Annotated in this window: 21 protein-coding genes and 1 pseudogene; 12 read left to right on the plus strand and 10 right to left on the minus strand. The window is 65.7% G+C overall.

Annotated elements, in window-relative coordinates:
* Positions 1 to 17: 17 nt before the first annotated feature.
* The 4 genes and pseudogenes from B9C43_RS60190 to B9C43_RS30085 form a co-directional block, all read right to left on the minus strand.
* Positions 18 to 404, minus strand: a complete 387-nt coding sequence (locus B9C43_RS60190; protein WP_407657130.1) for a discoidin domain-containing protein — start codon at positions 402 to 404, stop codon at positions 18 to 20.
* Positions 405 to 502: 98 nt separating this feature from the next.
* Positions 503 to 2,563 (minus strand): annotated as a pseudogene (locus B9C43_RS30075) (glycoside hydrolase family 31 protein); the annotation flags it as partial.
* Positions 2,564 to 2,716: 153 nt separating this feature from the next.
* Positions 2,717 to 3,208, minus strand: coding sequence for a VOC family protein (locus B9C43_RS30080; RefSeq protein ID WP_084430281.1), 492 nt, complete (start codon positions 3,206 to 3,208; stop codon positions 2,717 to 2,719).
* A 13-nt stretch (positions 3,209 to 3,221) separates the two neighbouring features.
* Positions 3,222 to 4,178, minus strand: coding sequence for a LysR family transcriptional regulator (locus B9C43_RS30085; RefSeq protein ID WP_160096776.1), 957 nt, complete (start codon positions 4,176 to 4,178; stop codon positions 3,222 to 3,224).
* A 115-nt stretch (positions 4,179 to 4,293) separates the two neighbouring features.
* On the opposite strand from B9C43_RS30085, the gene B9C43_RS56910 reads away from it, so the two are divergent.
* The 4 genes from B9C43_RS56910 to B9C43_RS57665 are packed head-to-tail and all read left to right on the plus strand — an operon-like array spanning position 4,294 to position 5,842.
* Positions 4,294 to 4,887: an MPN domain-containing protein gene (locus tag B9C43_RS56910; RefSeq protein WP_084430416.1), complete on the plus strand. Its 594-nt coding sequence runs from the start codon at positions 4,294 to 4,296 to the stop codon at positions 4,885 to 4,887.
* Complete coding sequence (locus B9C43_RS56915) at positions 4,884 to 5,255, plus strand: SgcJ/EcaC family oxidoreductase (protein ID WP_084430283.1); 372 nt, start codon at positions 4,884 to 4,886, stop codon at positions 5,253 to 5,255. Before B9C43_RS56910 ends, B9C43_RS56915 begins: the two co-directional genes overlap by 4 nt.
* A complete protein-coding gene (locus B9C43_RS30100; protein WP_033391253.1) occupies positions 5,252 to 5,629 on the plus strand; it encodes a VOC family protein in 378 nt (125 codons plus the stop codon). The genes B9C43_RS56915 and B9C43_RS30100 overlap by 4 nt, the downstream gene beginning before the upstream one ends.
* A 48-nt stretch (positions 5,630 to 5,677) precedes the next feature.
* A complete protein-coding gene (locus B9C43_RS57665) occupies positions 5,678 to 5,842 on the plus strand; it encodes a hypothetical protein (RefSeq protein WP_200825741.1) in 165 nt (54 codons plus the stop codon).
* 249 nt (positions 5,843 to 6,091) lie between these two features.
* Here the strand turns inward: B9C43_RS57665 and B9C43_RS57670 are convergent, their stop codons facing one another.
* Positions 6,092 to 6,679, minus strand: a complete 588-nt coding sequence (locus B9C43_RS57670; RefSeq protein ID WP_200825742.1) for an MFS transporter — start codon at positions 6,677 to 6,679, stop codon at positions 6,092 to 6,094.
* A 182-nt stretch (positions 6,680 to 6,861) separates the two neighbouring features.
* Here B9C43_RS57670 and B9C43_RS30110 point away from each other — a divergent pair, with 182 nt between their 5' ends.
* The 4 genes from B9C43_RS30110 (at position 6,862) to B9C43_RS30125 (ending at position 10,222) form a co-directional block, all read left to right on the plus strand.
* Entirely contained in the window at positions 6,862 to 8,079 is a 1,218-nt protein-coding gene (locus tag B9C43_RS30110; RefSeq protein WP_033391254.1) for a PP2C family protein-serine/threonine phosphatase, read from the plus strand.
* An 82-nt stretch (positions 8,080 to 8,161) separates the two neighbouring features.
* Positions 8,162 to 8,389: a hypothetical protein gene (locus B9C43_RS30115; RefSeq protein WP_033391255.1), complete on the plus strand. Its 228-nt coding sequence runs from the start codon at positions 8,162 to 8,164 to the stop codon at positions 8,387 to 8,389.
* A 79-nt stretch (positions 8,390 to 8,468) separates the two neighbouring features.
* Positions 8,469 to 9,245: an Fpg/Nei family DNA glycosylase gene (locus B9C43_RS30120; protein WP_084430285.1), complete on the plus strand. Its 777-nt coding sequence runs from the start codon at positions 8,469 to 8,471 to the stop codon at positions 9,243 to 9,245.
* Entirely contained in the window at positions 9,242 to 10,222 is a 981-nt protein-coding gene (locus B9C43_RS30125; protein ID WP_084430286.1) for a cation diffusion facilitator family transporter, read from the plus strand. The genes B9C43_RS30120 and B9C43_RS30125 overlap by 4 nt, the downstream gene beginning before the upstream one ends.
* 27 nt (positions 10,223 to 10,249) lie before the next feature.
* Here the strand turns inward: B9C43_RS30125 and B9C43_RS30130 are convergent, their stop codons facing one another.
* Positions 10,250 to 11,551, minus strand: coding sequence for a sodium:proton exchanger (locus B9C43_RS30130; RefSeq protein ID WP_084430287.1), 1,302 nt, complete (start codon positions 11,549 to 11,551; stop codon positions 10,250 to 10,252).
* Between the two features lie 19 nt (positions 11,552 to 11,570).
* The gene (locus B9C43_RS30135) at positions 11,571 to 12,494 is read right to left on the minus strand and encodes a universal stress protein (protein WP_084430417.1); all 924 of its coding nucleotides are present in this window, start codon (positions 12,492 to 12,494) and stop codon (positions 11,571 to 11,573) included.
* Between the two features lie 325 nt (positions 12,495 to 12,819).
* Between B9C43_RS30135 and B9C43_RS30140 the strand changes: the two genes are divergently transcribed.
* Positions 12,820 to 13,125, plus strand: a complete 306-nt coding sequence (locus tag B9C43_RS30140) for a hypothetical protein (RefSeq protein ID WP_033391259.1) — start codon at positions 12,820 to 12,822, stop codon at positions 13,123 to 13,125.
* On the opposite strand, the gene B9C43_RS30145 is transcribed toward B9C43_RS30140, so the two are convergent.
* Positions 13,088 to 14,314: an MFS transporter gene (locus B9C43_RS30145; protein ID WP_143446683.1), complete on the minus strand. Its 1,227-nt coding sequence runs from the start codon at positions 14,312 to 14,314 to the stop codon at positions 13,088 to 13,090. The two genes, B9C43_RS30140 and B9C43_RS30145, sit on opposite strands and share 38 nt — an antisense overlap.
* 86 nt (positions 14,315 to 14,400) lie before the next feature.
* On the opposite strand from B9C43_RS30145, the gene B9C43_RS30150 reads away from it, so the two are divergent.
* A complete protein-coding gene (locus tag B9C43_RS30150; RefSeq protein WP_033391261.1) occupies positions 14,401 to 14,853 on the plus strand; it encodes a winged helix-turn-helix transcriptional regulator in 453 nt (150 codons plus the stop codon).
* On the opposite strand, the gene B9C43_RS30155 is transcribed toward B9C43_RS30150, so the two are convergent.
* Entirely contained in the window at positions 14,850 to 16,124 is a 1,275-nt protein-coding gene (locus tag B9C43_RS30155; protein ID WP_084430289.1) for an MFS transporter, read from the minus strand. The two genes, B9C43_RS30150 and B9C43_RS30155, sit on opposite strands and share 4 nt — an antisense overlap.
* A 210-nt stretch (positions 16,125 to 16,334) precedes the next feature.
* Here B9C43_RS30155 and B9C43_RS30160 point away from each other — a divergent pair, with 210 nt between their 5' ends.
* Together B9C43_RS30160 and B9C43_RS30165 are read left to right on the plus strand one after the other, a co-directional pair.
* Entirely contained in the window at positions 16,335 to 17,063 is a 729-nt protein-coding gene (locus B9C43_RS30160) for a mycothiol-dependent nitroreductase Rv2466c family protein (protein ID WP_084430290.1), read from the plus strand.
* A 54-nt stretch (positions 17,064 to 17,117) separates the two neighbouring features.
* Entirely contained in the window at positions 17,118 to 17,696 is a 579-nt protein-coding gene (locus tag B9C43_RS30165) for a TetR/AcrR family transcriptional regulator (protein WP_084430291.1), read from the plus strand.
* A 311-nt stretch (positions 17,697 to 18,007) separates the two neighbouring features.
* Here B9C43_RS30165 and B9C43_RS30170 read toward each other — a convergent pair whose 3' ends face one another.
* Positions 18,008 to 19,153 (minus strand): HNH endonuclease signature motif containing protein, encoded by a 1,146-nt coding sequence (locus B9C43_RS30170; protein WP_084430292.1) that lies wholly within the window; start codon positions 19,151 to 19,153, stop codon positions 18,008 to 18,010.
* Between the last annotated feature and the right edge of the window lie 26 nt (positions 19,154 to 19,179).

Genomic DNA, 19,179 nt, shown 5'->3' on the forward strand with positions numbered 1-19,179 from the left:
CGGTGGCTGGGATCATCTCATCGGGCCGCGCCGGTCGCGTTGATCTCGGCTGCGGACGTCCACGGGCCGCTGTCCTCGGCCTCGGACAATGCTCGGAGTTTCAGGTACCGTCCGGGTTTCGCGGTGAAGGACGCCCGTTTGACGTCCGACGTGTCGGCCCATTCCCCGGAGGCGACCGCGGACCCCCAGCCAGAGCCGTCGGTGGAGACGTAGATCTCGTATCGGCCGATCCGTTCTCCGAGGCGGTTTCTTCGCTGTCGGCCGTTGCTTTCCAGGCCGTCTTGGGGATCGATGGCGAGCCGGTGACGGGCGTTCCGGCGTGGACTGCGACCGACGTCGCGACTACGGTGACACCGGTCGATCTGGATGCGATCTTGGTGTGCAATACGCCGTCGTAGAACCACCCGGAAGTCGCTGCGTCGTAGCTCGCTCGGCTCGTGTGCTTGGTCAGTGTCGTGCCGTCGGCCGTGACCGATCCGGGGGCGGAGGCTACGTGCAGGTCGAGTTCGTACCCACGGCTGGCGAGTTTGCCGTTGTACGAGCCAGTCGAGGCGCCGACCGAGACTCGAACGTCACCGGTTCCGCTGGAAGGTGCGGAGACCTCGACCCTTTGCCGTGCGTACGCCCCTGTCTGATAGGCCCTGGTCAGGCCGTCATCCTCGTAGAGGTCGAACGATGATGTGCCGGAGGGGTAAATGTCGTAGGAGATCGGCGTGGCTGGCTTCTCACCGAAGTAGTTCATCTGCGGCCACATCGGCACAATCGATCCACTGCGGACAAACAGTGGCACTGTGTCGAGAGGCGCGTTGTATCCGTCGAGCCAGCCCGGGCCTGTCCATACCTTGCCGGTCCAGTAGTCCGTCCAGTTTCCGGCGGGCAGGTAGATCCGGTCACGAGTTGTGGTGTCGGAGACGACGGGTGCGACGAGGAAAGCGTTTCCTGCCATGAATTGGCCGGACGTCGCATTGCCGCGAGCGGTCGGGTCGTTCTCGAATTCCAGCGCCATCGCGCGCACGGTCGGCACCCCGGTGTCGGCGGCTGTGCGCGCCAGCGTGTAGAAGTACGGGGTCAGCCGCATCTTCAGCTTGAGGTACTTGCGGTTGATGGACAGGTACGGCTCGGCGAACCGCCACGGCTGCTTGTCGTGGTACCCCGGCTGCGGGTTTGTGGCACCCCAGCCGGACATGGTCATCAACGCCGGTGTGAATGCCTTCCACTGCAGGTCACGCACAAAGGTCTTGGGCGAGCCGGAGTAGATGCCGTCGATGTCACCGGAGGCGTAGTTGAACCCGGAGAACCCGGCACCCGCGATCGCGGGGACGTGCCAGCGCATGTCGTCCCACGTGCCGTAGGTGTCTCCGGTCCACACGACCGCATTGCGTTGCGTCCCAGCCCATCCGTCGACTGTCCAGACGAAACGCCGGGCGTCGGAGTTGCGTTCGATTCCGTCCACAGCGGACTGGACGCCGTCGAACGAGCTTTGGTATCCGCCGCCGACCCATGCGACATCGGTCTTCACGGCACGGGTGCCCGCGGTACCGACTTCCCAGTCGATATTGGACAGGCTGCGTTGTGTCCACAGTCCGGTGCGGAATCCGCGTGCCGCCAGATCGGACACCGTCTTCGGCAGATCCTTGTAGCCACACCCGTATCCGTCATTCGGCAGGAACCACCCGGACGGCATGTCAGCGGCCCGTGCGTCGTCGGCGTATCCGACGACATCGGGTGTGACCTGGTGACGGGCCCGGTTGTGGTCACCTGTGTAGTCCGGGTTGGACGCGTTCCAGCAGTCCGCGTTGCCCATCTCCAGGCCCCAGATCGGTGCGAGGAACGGTTTGCCGGTGACATCGGTGTAGTCGCCGAGTACGTCCTTCAGCGAGTTCCCGACGAAGTAGTAAGCGTCGAACCGGTTCTCGTCATGCCGGGTGGACACTGTGGACGCGAAGTCGTACTGGCCTTTGGCCCACGTGTTGCGCATGACGCCGTAACCCGCCGTCGACAGGTAGAACGGCGCCGGGCTGGCGTTGTTGTTCTCCCGCCACTTGTTGTCGACCGCGATCGGCACACTCTTGTCCCGCAACGCCCATTCGCCCAAGCGCAGGCCCGTGCCGTAGAACTGTTCGTCCGTGCCCCGGGAGAGCCGCTGGTAGGCCTGGCTGCCGGTCCACGTCAACCCGGCGGACTCGCGCCACACCGGAGTGGAGTTGTCCGCTTTGTACAGCTCGAAACGCATCGGGGTCTTGTAGACGCGCAGTGTCAACGCGCTCGTGGAGATCCGGTGATACGAGCCCGCGTCGGCGGTTGTCGTGGACACCGGACCGAAGTCTGTGCGGATCGCCAGCTTGTTCGCCGCCGGGTCGGTGAAGGTGCCGGTCGGGGCGAACCACAGGCGGAAGATGTCGGCTCTGGCGAAGGTCACCCGTACTTTGGCGGCGTCCGCGGTGATCGTGTACGAGTTCCCGGAGCCGCTGAACGCCGTGACATTGCCGGCGGTCTCCGTGGTCGCGGCCGGTGGGGGCGCGAGAACCATCCCCAAGAGCACAAGCGCAGCCAGTCGGCGCATGCCTTCTCCTCGACGTTGAGGCCAGCTGCAGCCTCGTGATCAAAGCTGCACAAAACAAGCATGCTATGAACACATACGCGCAAGGCCCGATTGTTCCCGGTCATTCCCACACCAAAGAGCCCGACCGGCGGCCGGGCTCAGAACAAGCCATGACTACACGCGGGCGCACGCTCCGAGGGTGTCCGCGCCGTAGCGCGCGATGTCGGCATCCAGGTTCAGCTCGCCGCGGTGGTTGCGGGCCGCGTCGTCGACCAGTTCGGCGGGCACGAGCCAGCAGATTTCGAACTCCAGTCCGTCCGGGTCCTTGGCGTACAGGCCCTTGGTCGTCCCGTGGTCGGCCGATCCGACCAGTGCGCCGGCGCTCTCCAGACGCTGAGCGTAATCCTGCAGGTCAGCGAGGGTGGGCACCTCCCAAGCCAAGTGGTACAGGCCGACCTGGCCGTTGCCCGCCGTGCTCAGTTCCGCCTGCCCGCCGACCTCGAACAAGCCGAGGTCGTGATCATTGGCCGAGTCCGGCGCCTGCAAGAACACGGCTTTGCCAGCGTTGTGCACAACTCGGAACCCCAGCACGTCGACGTAGAAACCAGTGCTCACGCCCGCGTCGCGCACCCACAGCACGGCGTGGTTCAAACCCCGGATAGCCACCGTTCAGCCCTTCTCATTCGCTTGCCGGCAAGGCGAAAGACGCCCCGCCGCGCGCCCACCACCGCGCGTACACGGGGGCGTTCGCCACCAGTTCACGGTAACCCTCGTCGATGTCCGCACACACTTCGTCCACTCGCGACGCCTCGGACCAGTCCACGCGCCAGGCCAGGACGAGCTTGCGGGACAACGGGTTCCCGGTGAGCGGCAACGTCGCCAGGCCGTCGCGGTTGGTGCCGATCGGATAGAGCGGGCAGACGACCCGGCCTGCCGCGGTCAGGGTGAACGCCACGTGCGACTCGGTGGTGAAGTCGGTGATCCGCTGCTCGAACCCGGCCGCGCGGCAGGTGGCCGCGAAGAATTCGTTCATCCCGCTGTCGTCCGGGTTGGGCATCACCCAGCTCTCCGCCGCCAGCTCGGCCAGTTCGACGTCCTCATGGGCGGCCAGCCGGTGGTCTTCGTGCACGCCGACGAAGATCGGCTCGGTCAGCATCAGCCGATGGCCGACAAGCGGCGGGAGCCGTAGCGGAAAACCCGGGAACTCCCGCAGCACGGCCACGTCCACCTCACCGGTCTCCAGCAACGTGAGCAGTTGCCGTGTGGAGCGATGGGTGCAGCTGACGACGTCCTTGTTGGGCAGCAACACCCTGAGCGACTTGACCAGCAACGCGTACTGCTGCGCGGGAACTCCCGCGACCCGCACCGGCGTCGCCGTCCGCCGCGCGGTCCGTTCCAGCTCACTCAGTTGGCCGAGCACCTGTTTGGCGTGTTGCAGTACCTGGCTGCCCAGGTGCGTCGGCTGCGTGCCTTCGCGGTCACGCACGAACAGCGCGCCGCCGAGATGCTGCTCGATCCTTCTCAACTGGGTCGTCACCGCGGGCTGGGTGAGGTGCAATTCGGCGGCCGCCCGCCGCAGGCTGCCGGTGTTCCCGATCGCGACGATCAACTCCAGATGACGAAAGTCGAGACGCATGCAGGTCCTTCCCGACGGCGAAGTGTTATCACCCATTGTCATATGCCCGAATCCCGCTGTGATCGCCGGTCCGTGGTTGTGTGTCCGAAACCCCCTGCACAGATGAGGATTTCCGATGCCGAACAGGGCACCCGTGGTGCTGCTGTCCGACCGGGTGCTGCGGCCGTTCCTCGACACCGCGGCCAGGCAGTACGAGGCCATCACGCCGGACGAACCCAGACCGTGCTTCGCCGTGCTCGTCGGGCATACGGTCGACGGCGCGCACATCGTGGAGCGCATCGAGTTCGGCCGCAACGCCAGGACGACCGATCCGGCCGCACGCGAGGAATTCGCGGCGGTGATCGTGCCCACTTTCGGTGCGGCGTACGAGAACCCGGTGCGCGCCTGGTGGTTCGACCCCATCGACCTGCTGCACATCTCGCGCGCCGCCGAGGCACGAGACCAGGAGATCCTTGGCTCCATCCACATGCATCCGGACTGGCACCGGCTCGGTCCCGAGGCTGCCCGAGCGCATCCGCTCTGCGAACAGCCCACACCGATGGACGAGTACGTGTTCCGCGCAAGCGGGTGGCCGGTCAACGTGGTGTGTTACGTCGAACGCCTGCACGGCAGGCTCTACCACACTCTCGCCGCGTGGCAGCCCGACTGTGCCCAGATCCCGGTGCGGGTGCACGCGGGAGTTTCCCTCTCGCACAAGGAGTCCGCGTGACGCATCAAGAGATCAGTGCGCTCTGGGACGTGATGTCCGAAGCATGGGCCGCTGGCGACGCGCAGGCGTTCGCCACAGTCTTCGACCCCGAGGTCGAGTTCGTCACCGTACGCGGCGAGGAACACCACGGCCGGGACGCGGTCGAGAAGTCCCACGCCGCGCTCTTCACCACGATCTACCAGGGCACCCTGCTCAAACCCGAGGTCCGGCTGGTCCGGGAGCTGGCCGAGGGACTGTGCCTCGTGCACGCCACCACCACGGTGTACCCGGCGGGAATCACCACCCATGCCCAAGCGGTCGTCCGGTGCGGCCGGGCGGGCTGGTCGATCGTCGCGTTCCACAACATGATCCCTGGAGGTACCCGTTGAGCAGGCCCAAGCTGCGCCACATCGCGTTCGTCGTGCGGGACGCCGCCAAGATCGCGGACTTCTACCGTGAGCAGCTGCGGATGGAGGTCTTCCACGTCGATCCGGACGGCAGCCACTTCCTGACCGACGGCTACATCAACCTGGCGTTGATCCAGCACCAGCTCGACAGCGAGACACCGGTGGGCTTCAACCACTTCGGCTTCGCGGTCGCCGATGTCGCGGCGGTGTCGGACAGAATGGTGGCCGCGGGCGTGCCAAGGCCGGTGACCAGGCCGACCGACCGGCCGTTCGCCGAGTACCGTGCGATCGACCCGGAAGGCAACTGGTTCGACCTGTCCGAGCACGGCTTCCTCCCGCCGGACAAGGAGGAATAAGGCTCAGTCACTGCCGTACGCGGGGGGCGACCCGTTGCGCCGAAAGTGGTGTCGCGACGTCCTCCAACGAGCGGCGGGCGGCCTCGACACCCAGCGCCGGACGAGGCGAAGAAGAAGATCACGGCCCACGCACCGGTCAGCGTCCACGCCGACAGCACACCGGCGGAGAACATCCACGCCGTGGTGATCAGCAGCACGCCGGATCCCAAGTAGCTGACGCTGATCATCGTTCGACGACCGATGCTGTCGAACAGCCGGCCGAGCACGAGCGGGCCGATCAAACTGCCCACTGCCAACGCGATGAGGTACAACCCGGACTGCGCGCTCGGAACGCCGAAGAACGTCGTGAGCACGAGTGCGAACGTGAAATACACTGCGTTGTAAAGGAAAGCCTGGCCGATGAAGAGGGCCAGCCCGAGTAGCGTCCGTCGCGGGTAAGTGCGCAGGACGGTTCGTGCGATCTCACCGAATCCGGTGCTGGCCTGGCAGGTGACGGTGGACAAGCAGGATGACCAAACCGAGTACCGCACCTAGTCCGAATGCGACTCGCCAGCCGACGTCGGCGGAGAACATCGCGGGGTCGAGCAACAGCCGGGTCAACGCGGCGCCGACGGCGGCGCCTCCCCAGTAGGAACCGTTGACGGCCAATGACACCGTCGCGCGGAGCCTGGCCGGGACGAGTTCGTCGATGGCCGAGTTGATCGCGGCGTACTCGCCACCGACCCCGGCACCGGTCAGGAATCGCATCAGAACGAAAAACCAGACGTCGAACGAGAACGCGGTGGCCGTGGTCGCCGCCAGATAGAGCCCGAGCGTCGCCAGGAACAGCTTCTTGCGGCCCAACCGGTCGGTGAGGTACCCGAACAACAGCGAACCCAAGACCGCGCCGGCTACGTACATCGATGCGGCCAGGCCGACCTCGGAGTCGGTGAGAGCGAGTCCACGGCCAGGTTCGGTCAACCGTTCGGCGAGCGCGCCGACAATCGTGACTTCGAGAGGATCCACACGGTGCCCAGCCCGGCCAAGACCAGCCAGTGCCAGCGCGCCCACGGCAAGCGGTCCATCCGGCAGGCACGTCGGTGGTCACCGTGCCGAGCGATCGGCCGCCTGCTCTGTGTCATACCAACGAATTGCCGAACCGTTCCGGGCCGAAACTCGCCGTCCACTGCGGAGCAGCGGGATCCCCGTGAGGCTGAATTTGCTGTTGGCAGGGCGTGCACTAATCTGACCAGGTGGTGGAGGGGCCTGGTGCTGAGGATCAGCTACAGCGGATCGAGAGCGTGACCGACTCCGCGCTGTCCCACCTCGACCTTGAAAAACTGCTGCAGGAACTCCTCGAACGGGTGCGCGAGCTGCTCACCGCGGACACCGCGACGGTGCTGCTGTACAACCAGTCGTCGGCGGAGCTGGTGGCGACCGCGGCGGCCGGGTTCGAGGAAGAGGTCCGCCAAGGCGTCCGGATTCCGCTCGGTACCGGGTTCGCAGGGCAGGTGGCCGCGCAGCGCAAGCCGGTGCGGATCGACCACGTCGACTCCTCGACCGTGGTGAACCCCCTGCTCTGGGAGAAGGGCCTGCACGCGCTGCTGGGAGTGCCGATGGTCGCCGCGGGCGAACTCGTCGGTGTCGTCCACGTCGGCACGTACGCGCAGCGCGACTTCACCGACCACGACGTGCAACTGCTCCAACTCGTCGCAGACCGGATCGCGCTGGCCACGCAGGCCCAGGTCTCGCGAACCGAGCGGGCCACCGCCGCCGCGCTGCAGCGCAGCCTGTTGCCGACCCGGTTGCCTCGGCTGGACGGGCTGGAGTTCGCCGCACGTTACGTTCCCGGCGCTGACCTGCGGGTCGGCGGCGACTGGTACGACGTGTTCCCGCTGCCTGGCGGCTGGTGGGGCATCGTGATGGGTGACGTCGTCGGGCACGGGCTGCCGGCCGCGGTGGTGATGGGCCGGCTGCGCAGCGCCCTGCGGGCGTACGCGTTGCTTCAGGTCGACGACCCGGCGGACGTGTTGGACAAACTCAACCGAAAGGCGTCGCATTTCGAGCCAGGTGCCATGGCCACGGTCCTGTACGCGGTCGTCGAACCGTCTTTTGAGCGGATCCGGGTGTCACTTGCCGGACATCCGCCGCCGGTGCTGGCCGCTCCTGGGCATCCCACGCGGTTGCTCGAAATGCCGGCGGACCCGCCGATCGGTGTGCGGTTCGACTCGATGCGCCACACCACCGAGATCGACGTGCCGCCAGACGCGGTCGTCTGCTTCTACACCGACGGTCTGGTGGAGCGGCGCGAGTGGACGCTGGACACCGGGCTCGAGAAATTGAAGGCCGCGGTCGACGCCCGACCAGCCGAGATAGTGAGCGCGGCCGTCATGTCGGCTTTGACCCAGGCACATCCGCCGGAGGACGACACCGCCGTGCTGATCATGCGGCGTACGTCCAGTACCGAGTGAAGCTGCGTATTCCCACGTCGGCGCCCGCGTGTAGTGGATCACTGCATGGGTATGCGTTGGGTAGCCGACGAGAGGAGAAACCGTGTCGAGCACGGAGACTGGTCAAGTCACTGGTACGAAGGACAAGGACTACAACATCATCTGGTTCGTCGAGTCGTGCCTGAGCAACGTCCTGCGCCTGGAGACCTACATCCAGGACGCGGAGCGCGCGAACGACAACGAGCTCGCCGACTTCTTCCGCCGCGCGCAGGAAGAGAGCCGCAAGGGCGCCGAGAAGGGCAAGGAGATGCTCACCAAGCGGCTCGGCTGAACCAGCGGCGCACACCGGCCCTCGCGATCGGCAAACCGGGGGCCGGATTGCCATCTGTGTCGAGCGGGTACCCACAAGGGTGCCCGAACTGCCTGACGTCGAGGGCTTCCGTCGCGTGCTGGCTGATCACGCGACGGGACGCCGGATCAAGGGCGTCAGCGTGTTCGACCGCGGTGTGCTGCGGGGTGTGAGCGTTTCCCGATTGGAACAGGCGCTGACGGGAGCGTCGTTGGGCAAGCCGTGGCGGCACGGCAAATGGTTGGTCGTCCCGGTGACCGGGGGCAAACCGGCCCTGATCCTCCACTTCGGAATGACCGGCGGGCTGTTCTGGGTGGCCGCAGGCGACAGGCATCGGCACGACCGTGTCGTGCTGCAGTTCGACAACGGTGATCTGTCCTACCGGGACATGCGCAAGCTACAGGGGTTACGGCTGGCAGTACCGGATCGAGTGCTCGCCGGGACCGGCCCTGATGCGCTCGAACTGCCGCGTGACGACCTCCGCGGCGTACTGGGCGGGCAGAAACGTCAGATCAAGGCGGCGTTGGTCGACCAGTCCGTGCTGGCCGGGCTGGGCAACCTGCTTGCCGACGAAATCCTGTGGCGTGCTCGCATCCATCCCCGGCAGGTGTGCGCGGAACTGGATAACAGTGATTTCGCGAGGCTGCACGCCAATATGGGCACGGTGCTCAAACAGTCCATCAAGGATGGACGGGTCCCGTCGCGCAAATCATGGCTGACCGGACGCCGGGACGAGGAGTCCGGGTCTTGCCCACGCTGTGGCACGGTGCTCAAGCATGGCCGGGTGAACGGGCGAGGCACGGTGTGGTGTCCGCGGTGCCAGGGAGAAAACGCATGAGCGCCAAGAAGGAACGCAGCCTGATCACCGTCTTGGTCGCGCTGGCGGCGAACCTGGGCGTGGGTTTCGCCAAGCTGATCGCTGGGCTGCTGTCCGGATCGGGTGCGCTGCTTTCCGAGGCCGCGCACTCGTTCGGGGACACGTCCACCCAGATCCTGTTGCTCACAGCGGTCCGTCGATCCCAGCGCCCGGCCGATCGCCGCTACCCGTTCGGTTACGGCAAGGAGCGCTACTTCTGGTCGCTGCTGGCTGCCATGGGAATCATGGTTTCCGGTGCGGCTTACTCGATGTACGAAGGCATTCACACCATTGTCGCCGGTGGTGAGCAGACCGAGTACGTGTGGGTGAACTACATCGTCCTCGGCATCGCGCTGGTGATGGAAGGCACTTCCTTGGTCCGGGCGACGCACCAGGTCAAGAAGGATGCGGCCGACCATCACCGGTCGGTCCGTGACCAGCTGGCAAGCAGCGATGACCCGACGCCTCGTGCGGTGTTCACAGAGGACAGTGCGGCCGTGATCGGCATTCTGCTTGCCGCGGTAGGCGTCGCGCTGCACCAGGTGACCGGCTCCGCGGTCTGGGACGGTATCGCGTCGATCCTGATCGGTGTCCTGCTCGCGATTGTCGCGCTGTTGCTGCTGCAGACAAGCAGGCGGTTGCTGCTCGGCAGGCAAGCCGACGTCCGGATGATCCGTGCGGTGGAGCAACGGCTTGAACAGCAACCTGAGATCGATGACGTGGTCGATCTGCTGACGATGATGACCGGCACCGACCGGGTGTTGTTGTGCGCCAGGGTGGACTTCGTGGACACGTATTCGGCCGGGGACGTGGAACAAGCGTGTGTCCGGATCGACGACGACCTGCGGGCCGAGTTCGCGGACCTGGACGAGATCTTCATCCAGCCGGTGCCCAGGTCCGACCAAGGACTGCGTGCCCGGGTCCTTCGCCGTTACGGTCGGGTGCTCGCCGACGAATGACGTGACCCGAGCGTGATGCGGCGACTGTCAGACCTTGCCGAGCTTCTCGAACGGAGTCACGATGCCGTCCTTGAACGTGCGTCCGGTGTGCCGATAACGCAGTGTCAACCTGAGCAGCGCGAGGACAATGTAGACGCCCGACAACACGATCGTGACCCACCGGTTGGCTTCAGGGGACAGCACAATGCTGGCGGCGAACTGGATGCCGAACAGTCCGAAAAGGACTCCGGCGGCCGCGCCGGTGAGCACGTGGTCGAGCAGGATGCTCACCGCGAACAGCGACTGGGCCGCGGTGAGCAACAGTTCGAGGCGCTGGTGGCCGTCCAGCGGCAGACCGCTGAACGTGCCCGCGGACAGGGCGAAGACGATCGGGATCGTTCCGACGAGGAGAGTCCATTGGTTGACCTTGCTGGAAAGCAGCGTCGCCAAGGACTGCGAAGCCTTCAGGCGTGCGGCGTACAGACAGGCGACGATGAGCTCAGGGGACTCACTGGCCAGCGGTGCCACCCATTGCACGAGCAGGAACTTGTCGACACCCAGTTGCTCGCCGGTGCTGACCAGGCTCTCGGCGAAATGCTCGGCACACGCCAGGATGATCACGCCTGCCACGGCGAACATGCCGATCACGTAGCCCCGGCGCGACTTCCTGGGCTTGCCGCCCACCCATTCCGCCACGCCGATCAGTTCCGGCTTGTCCGGTGGTGCCTGAGCGAGCCGCCAGGCGTACAAGGCGAAGATCGCCACGAACACGACGGCATCGATGAGCGTGAGTGAACTCCGCAGCGGCAAGGTCAGCGAGTACACGGTGGCCACGCCCAAGTACGCGAGTTCGACCGACATCGCGGGTTTGAACTCCACGCGGCCGGGGCGTGGGTTGTCCGAACGCGCGCGGGCGGCGGCGACACTGGCGACGAGGACCACCAACGGCCAGCCGAAACCGACCAGGATCCGGTTCGCGCCGGTCATGTTCGCCAACGCGAGCGAGCACGGATTGCCACCCCCGGTCACACAGTGCCCTTGCTCGGCGAAGACCTGCCCGGCTTGGTACGTGAACACCAGGTCGACGGCGTATTCCGGGAGGACGGCGACGATCGCCAGCAACGCGATCGCCAACCCGGCGGAGATGTCCACCTGCGCGGCCTCGGCCGCCCATGACAGCAGGAACGCGGCACCGATGATCGCGGCGCCGAAGATCAGCACCGCGATCGCCGCAGGCAGGTCGGGGTGGGGTAAGCCCAGGTAATCGGCGGCGCCGAGGTAGGTGCCGGCAACCGTCGCGGCGGCTGCCAGCGGGAGTTGGACGGGCCTTTTCGGCGCGTCCTGACTCACGGTTGCTCTCCCACGCCCGCTATTCCGCCTCGGGATCCTCAGGCGGACGCACAATCGCGACGGGACATGGCGCGTGGTACGCCACAGCGTGGCTGACTGAGCCGAGCAGGGCTCGCTTCAGCATGCCTCTTCCGTGGCTGCCGACGACGAGCAACGCGGCGTCCTGGGCATGTTCGAGCAGCGCATGGGTGGGCCGGTCGGGGGAGATCACCTGGCGTACGTCGACGTTGGGATGCCGCTGCCGGTGACCGGCAAGCGACTCGGCGAACATCCGCTCGCCTTTCTCATGGATGTCCTGCCAGGCGTAGTCCCAGGTCCGTACGGGCGCCAACGCGTCAAGCGGAAGGTCGGACCAGGCATGCACGGCCAGCAGGTCATACCCGTGCCGGTCGGCGAAATCGAACGCGAAGTCGATGGCGTTGGTGCTGGTCTGCGACCCGTCGACACCCACAACGACCCGTTTGCCGTCGGGCTGCTCGGCAGGATGACGCACGATCACAATCGGACGCCGGTAGGTGTGCATGAGCTCGGCGGCCGTTGAACCGAGCAGGGCTCTGGGCAGTGCGGTGCGGCCAGACGGCCCGATCACCAGCAGTTGCGCATCGGACGCTATCTGGGCAAGTGTTTCCGGGCCACGCCCGGACACGGCCCGTGGCGTGACGTCGAGTCCGGGATGTGCCTTGCGGCACGCCGCTGCGACGCTTTCCAGCTCACTGTCCGCGTGGCCGAGCAACGCCTGCTGTTCGTCGACGTTGAACTGCGGTGTCACCCACCCTGCGGGCGTTGATGCCATTTCCGGCAGAGCGGGAAGGCTGACTGCCTGCACGACAACGAGACCGAAGTTGCGGCTGGTGGCTTCGGCGGCTGCCCACATGACGGCCTGCTGTGCCGTTGCCGAACCGTCGTAACCCGCGACGATCACCGGACGCTCTACTGTGGACATCCTGACTCCCATGGACGGATCACACTGGAACCGGCTCTTCCGGGTTCGGGTCTGGCTGGCCTGGCGGTGGCGGTTCCGGTGCGGGCGGGATGGGATCCGGTTCCTCGGGTATCGGCCGCTCCGGCCCTGGGTGCAGGGGCGTCGGCGGCTCGGTGGGCACCGGATGCACAAGGTGAAGCACGAAATGCCCTTCTGGCTCGATATGTGTGTTGTACTTCGGCTACCACGCATCGCCCGCGCCGAAACTCCGGGCGGTTCAGCGGTGTGTTTCCTGGGTAGACCCCCAGGAATAGGCCGTGCCAGGCTAGGCGAAAGGGTGATCTCAATGCTTGTGCTTACCCCGGTAGCAGTTGAAGTTGTCAGCGCCATCACGTCAGCGAGCAACCTGCCGGACGCCTCGGGCGTGCGCATCGCGGCGGTGGAAACCTCACCTGGGACAGCAAATCTGAGCGCCGAACTTGTGGACTGTCCATTCGACGGTGACCAGGTGCTCGCACAGAAGGGGGCAAGGGTGTACCTGGACCAGACGGCGGCGCGTTTTCTCGAGGACAAGGTCCTGACCGCCGAGCTGGACGTGAACGGTAGCCCGCGGTTCATGTTGTTCGAGCCAGAAACGGACGTTCCGAACTGAGTGTCCTGCCGTGGACGGACCGCAGCACCATGAGACCGGTCACGAGTGCGACACCGAAGAAGACGGTGAATGCGGCGGCGCCGTCGAATAGTCCGCTCATCAGTCCCTGTCCGGTGACGATGGTGCCAAGCACAGGAGCTGCCACGCCCTGTGCGAGGTAGCCGATCAGGTAACCACCGGAAACCATGCTCGCGCGATGGTGCGGTGCGGCGTACTTGTTGAGGACGGTCAAGCCACCGGCGAAATCGAAGGCGTACGCCGCGCCGGCGGTGGCTGACGCGAGGAAGAACACGACCAACGAGTGCGTCGCGCCGGTGATGACGAACAACCACACCGCCGCGATCGATCCGAGCGCGCCCAGCGTGAGCATGGTCCAGACTGCCAAGCGCCGCGCGAGCAGCGCGTTGAACGTGATGCAGGCGGCGAAGACCGACAACAGTGCGCCCGTCACCAGCGCGTTGGTCGAGCCGGTGAGTTGATGGGCGATCTTGGCGCCCAGCGGCAGGACGATGGAGCCCAGCAAGAACGACGAGGCGAAGATCAGCGAGCCTGCCGTGAAGATCCCGCGACCGCCGCGCGGGATGATGATCGGCCGTACGCGCCACTTCTCGGTCGTCTCGTCGGGGGTGTGGCGGGGCGTGCCGAGGACGAACCAGATGACGACGGCGATCGCGACAGCCAGCACGACGAAATTCAGTCGCAGTGGGTAAGGCGCGTACTCGGTCAGCGCGCCGCCCACGATCATCGCGAGGGCGATCCCGAGCGCGGAGATCGCCGTGCCGATCGCTCCGGCCCGCTTCTCCTGTCCGGGCGCGCTGAACTCGACCATCGCCACGTTGGCCGGGCTGAGCGACAGCCCGACGCCAAGGCCCATGAACGCCCGGCCGACAAGCAGCCACGGCACATCGGTGGCCACCGTGAACAGCAGCACGCCGATGAGTTCCGCGAGCAGGCCGAGCGCCATGGCCGCCCGTCGCCCGATGTGGTCGGACAGGTCGCCGAAGATGATCAGCACCGGGATGAGCGCGATCGGGTACGCCGCGAAAATCCAGGTCACCGTGGTCGTCGAGACGTTCCAGCCGGCCTGGTACAGCGGGTAGGTCATGGTCGGGCACGCGCTGGTCCACAGAGCGAGCGCGACCACGGCGCCTGCGGTCCAGAAACTGCCGCGAGTGCTGAGGCGGGGCACGAGTACTCCAAAGTCAAGGCTGAGTTGCTTCAAGCAATCTAGCTAGGCTGGATAGCTTTCCGCAACTCATCCCGTATGCTGGAGCCATGTCGAAGGCACTCGGCAAAGACTCGACCTGCTCCATCGCACGGAGCCTCGAAGTGCTGGGCGACACCTGGACGTTGTTGATCGTGCGGGACGCCCTCGTCCTGGGCTCGACGCGGTTCCAGGAGTTCCGGGATGCACTCGGGGTGGCGCCGAACATCCTGGCCAAACGACTGGCTTTGCTGGTCGACGAGGGTCTGATGACCCGCCGTACCTACCAGGACACCGGTGCCCGCGCCCGTGACGAATACGTGCTGACCGACGCAGGACGAAGCCTCAGCCTGGTCATCGCGGCCCTGGGGGCGTGGGGACGGGAGTTCCGGCCCCGCCCGGACGGGACCTCGCCGAGTTTCCTGGTCGAGGACTCCGAGACGCCCGCCCAGCTGGCCTTCGTGGCCGCGGATGGTGGCCACGTGCCACCAGACCGCCTGGTGGCACGACGCACCCCGGACTAGGTTCGCGGCGCCGCGAGCAAGGCCACATACGTGACGGCGCACGCGATCACGATGTACAGCGCGATGACCCACGAGCCGCTGAATCCGGCATACAGCGCCGCGGCGATGAACGGCGCGGGTCCGCTCGTGATCAGGCCACCGACCTGGTAGGCGACAGACACGCCGGTGTAGCGGTGGTTGGCGTCGAACAGCTCCGACAGGAAGCCCGCGATCGCGCCGTACGTCAGGGCGTGCCCGAGCGTCGCGTACAGAATCATCGAGACCAGGACGCCGACGGTGGAGCCTGTGTCGACCAGCCAGAAGAACGGGAAGGCGGCGACTGCGGAATAGATCGCCCCGATTCGCAGGACCTTCCGCCGTCCGATCCGATCGGCCAGGATCGCGACGAGCGGAACGGCTGCGATGTCGAGTAGTGCCGCGATGATGAGACATGTGAGCACGGTTCCGCGTGAGATGCCGACATGCGTGGTCGCGTACGACAGCACGAACACGGTCACCACGTAGAACGGGATGTTGGCGGCGGCTTGGGTGAAGATGCCGACGAGGACTGCGCGCGGCGAACGGCGCAGGGTGTCCCGTAATGGGAACGACGAGACCCGCCCGGCCGTGCTGACCTTCTCGAACTCAGGTGATTCCTCGAGGCGTGACCGTACATAGAGGCCGACGAACAGCAAAAGCGCGCTCGCGAGGAACGGCAGCCGCCATCCCCAGCTGAGCAGTTGTTCCTTCGGAAGCTGCTGTACGGCAAGGAATGCAGCGGCAGACAGGACGAGTCCTGCGGGCACGCCTGCTTGCGGGAAACTGCCGTAGAAGGCGCGTCGCTGCGGGGGAGCGTGTTCGACCGCCATCAGGACGGCACCGCCCCACTCGCCGCCGACCGCGAACCCCTGCAACAGCCGAACCACGACCAGGAGCAACGGCGCCGCGATGCCGATTTGGGCGTGCGTCGGCAGCAGTCCGATTGCGACAGTGCTGCCACCCATCAGCATCAGCGAGATGATCAGCATGCGCTTGCGACCGATCCGGTCACCGAAGTGCCCGAAGACGATGCCGCCCAAGGGGCGGGCGACGAACGCGACGCCGAAAGCCGCGAAGGCGGCCAGTGTGCCCGCCAATGGGCTCAGCGTGGGGAAGAACTGCGTGTTGAAGACGAGGGTCGCGGCGGCGCCGAAGAGGAAGAAGTCGTACCACTCGATGGCGGTGCCGATGAAACTGGCGAACGCGACCCGCAACGGCCGCAGGCGTTGGCCGGCTCCTGTTTGGACTGTCACAAGGACCTCCGAGGTGAGGTGCGGAGATTCGGCGGTTGGCCCGGGTAGCCGAGGTGTCAGGTGTAACACGCGAAGGTGATCGACAACAAGCAGTTGTGTACCGATCGGTCCAAGAAATCTTGCCAGCGTCTTGAGCTTCGTCAGGTGAATTACCCACGGCTTGGACCGATCGGTCTGGCGTAGGATGGTGGCGGGGAGTAGCCTCGGGGCATGGCCGATGCTGATCTGCACTTCTACTTCGACCCGGTGTGCCCGTTCGCGTGGATGACCAGCAAGTGGGTACGGATCGTCCAACGGCAGCGCGATTACCACGTGGACTGGCGGTTCATCTCGCTGCGGCTGATCAACGCCAACGTCGACTACGACGCCCACTTCCCACCGGAATACGAGGCTTCACACACCGCGGGACTGAAGCTGCTACGCGTGGCGGCGCGAATCCGCGACGAGCACGGCAGCGAACCGCTCGGTGCGTTCTACAAGGTGCTGGGCGAGGAAACGTTCGAACGCGAACCCGTGCCGGGTGGCAGCGCGGCCGCAGTGCACCGCGGCACGCACGCTCTGGCGACCGAAGCGTTGACCCGTAACGGATTGCCAGCGGACTACGCCTCCGCGTTGGAGGACGCTTCCTGGGACTCGGTGATCCAGGCCGAAACCGACGAGGCACTGAGCCTGACCGGCAAAGACGTCGGAACCCCGATCCTGCACTTCGCGCCGCCCGACGGCAACGCCCTGTTCGGGCCGGTGATCAGCCGTCTGCCTGACGAGACCGAGGCGCTCGAACTGTGGGAGCACGTGATCGCACTCGGGCGTTTTCCCGGATTCGCCGAGCTGAAGCGCAGCATGCGCGAGCAGCCACAGCTGCCGTCCTTCGGCGTTCGCCCAGGTGAAGTGGGCATCCAGGAAGACTGGCACGCCGGCAGCAGACGGTTGAAGAAATGACGCCGTCGAGTCGATAACCTGTGGATCGTTCGGTCCACGACGTGAGGTGGGGGCATGACGGCAACGAGTTTCGACACGAACCGCGCACGCGTGATCGCGATCGCCGCGGACCTCTTCGCCCGCAACGGCTACCACGGCACCGGCATGACCGAGCTTGGACAAGCGGTCGGCCTGGGCCGAGGCGCGCTGTACCACTACATCGGGAGCAAGGAAGCGGTTCTCTACGCGATCAGCAAAGACCAAGTCGACAAGATGAACAGCTACGCCGAAGAGCTGCTGGACCAAGGCCTGGAGGCGGAAGAGCTGCTTCGGCAGATGGCACGGGGGTTGCTGCGGAACATCGCGGAGCACCGTGCGGAGTGGGCGGTGTTCTTCCGGGAGTACACCGCGCTGACGGGGGAGTGGCGCGATCACGTGCTGACGGCTCGGGAGAGGTATGAGGGGTATTGGCGGCAGGCGCTGAGTAGTGGGGTTCGGGACGGGGTGTTGCGGAAGACTCCGCCGCTGCTGGTGAAGGGTATTCTTGGGATGCTCAATTATACTTATTTGTGGTTTGAGCCGGATGGGAAGTTGAGTCCGGATGAGGTTGCGGATATGTTCCTTGATGCTTTGATTGAGGGAATTCGGGCTTAGAGGGCTTTGCGGCTTCATTTTAGTTTTCAGCTGGGTTTCTTTTCCTTTGGCTTTTATTTCTGCCTTTGGTGCCTGCTGCGGCTCGATTTGACTTGGGGGCCCCTGCGGCGCGCTCGGGGAGGAAGCCGGGGAGTCCCCCTTCGTTCCGCATTATTTATCCTTCGTGGCGCGAGGGGCCTCCCCGCACCGGACAGTTTAAGCGCGCCGCTACCCCAAGTAAAATCGAGCCTTCGCTTCGCCCACCACACCCCATACCTTGCCTTGCGCTTCGCCCGCTTTTCGCGCCATACCCGGCTTTCCGTTTTGCTCGCTTATTCCAACTCGTAGGGTTCCGGCTGCGTGGTGTGGGTTTTTCCGCTTGGTGTGGTGAAGGTGAGTGTTCCTGGGTGGGGTTGTTCGATCTTCCAGGTGCTTCGCTCTTTCAGTAGGTTGTGTTTCTTGCAGAGGGCGGCGAGGTTGCCGTGGCTGGTTTCGCCGTGGTCGGTGTGGCGTTGGGTGTGGTCGATTTCGGTGCGTTCGGCGGGTTCTTCGCAGCCGGGTTGTCGGCATTGGCGGTCGCGCAGTTGGATGTGGCGCTTCAGCGAGGGTGGCGCGAACCTGCGGTGGCTGACTTCCAGGACATGGCCTGCGGGGTCGGTGAGGATGCGGCGCCAGGTGCTGTCGTGGGTTAGTTCGCGGGCGTGCTCAGCGGTGATCGCGCCATACCCGGACAGCTCACCCGGCTGCTCGGTCAACCCGGCCAGGGTGGCCATCGGCACCACCACATTGGTGGCGATAACAGGACGCTTGATGTCCTTGCCCACCACCAGGTCGATGAACACATCCGCCCGGCACTGCTTCAGCGACCGGTCCCTGGTCTTGCGCTGCTTAGCCAACGCGTCGATCTGGTTGAACGCGGTCAGCGCTTCGGCGGCGTCCAGGGTGATCTTCAACTGCGCCAGGCCGTCGGGCAGGTCGACCATGGTGATGCCACGCTCTTCCTCGCGGGCGCGCTGGCGTCGTTGGTCGGCGGCTGTGACGTCGGCGCGGGTGACGGTGTCACGCACCGCACGCCGAAACCGGGAGTGATCAGCCCTCGGCCCCCGTTCCAACACCCGCTGTTCCACCCACCGCGCCTGGTCATCCGACAGCACCGCAGTCTGTTTGGTCATGGTGGCGGCACGGTCGGCGTCGATATCCCCAGCCTCCAACGCAGCCAAGGTGGCAGGCAGCCGGTTGACCATCTCCTGAGCCTGCAACAGTTTCGCCAACGCCACCCGCGGACTCACCCGGGTCTCGATAGCGATCTCCTCGGCAGCGCCATCCGCAACCCGAATACCGTCCCGGTTGGGTGGTGACAATTCCGCGAACCGCGCCAACAAGCAAGCGTCCTCGGCGTCGAGTGAAGCGCGTACCCGGGCGTTGCGGGCAAGCCGGGAAAGGACTTGCTCGCGACCCAGAGAGCGCGTTTCGAACATACGTCCAGTGTATCAGAAACAGCGTG

The organism is Kibdelosporangium aridum (genome assembly GCF_900176515.1).
Classification (GTDB): domain Bacteria; phylum Actinomycetota; class Actinomycetes; order Mycobacteriales; family Pseudonocardiaceae; genus Kibdelosporangium; species Kibdelosporangium aridum.

Bases quoted from the DNA above. Each gene is read 5' to 3' on its own strand.
- B9C43_RS30085 (WP_160096776.1), bottom strand. From the start codon at position 4,178: ATGCGTCTCGACTTTCGTCATCTGGAGTTGATCGTCGCGATCGGGAAC.
- B9C43_RS56910 (WP_084430416.1), top strand. From the start codon at position 4,294: ATGCCGAACAGGGCACCCGTGGTGCTGCTGTCCGACCGGGTGCTGCGG.
- B9C43_RS30125 (WP_084430286.1), top strand. From the start codon at position 9,242: ATGAGCGCCAAGAAGGAACGCAGCCTGATCACCGTCTTGGTCGCGCTG.
- B9C43_RS30135 (WP_084430417.1), bottom strand. From the start codon at position 12,494: ATGTCCACAGTAGAGCGTCCGGTGATCGTCGCGGGTTACGACGGTTCG.
- B9C43_RS30140 (WP_033391259.1), top strand. From the start codon at position 12,820: ATGCTTGTGCTTACCCCGGTAGCAGTTGAAGTTGTCAGCGCCATCACG.
- B9C43_RS30150 (WP_033391261.1), top strand. From the start codon at position 14,401: ATGTCGAAGGCACTCGGCAAAGACTCGACCTGCTCCATCGCACGGAGC.
- B9C43_RS30160 (WP_084430290.1), top strand. From the start codon at position 16,335: ATGGCCGATGCTGATCTGCACTTCTACTTCGACCCGGTGTGCCCGTTC.
- B9C43_RS30165 (WP_084430291.1), top strand. From the start codon at position 17,118: ATGACGGCAACGAGTTTCGACACGAACCGCGCACGCGTGATCGCGATC.
- B9C43_RS30170 (WP_084430292.1), bottom strand. From the start codon at position 19,153: ATGTTCGAAACGCGCTCTCTGGGTCGCGAGCAAGTCCTTTCCCGGCTT.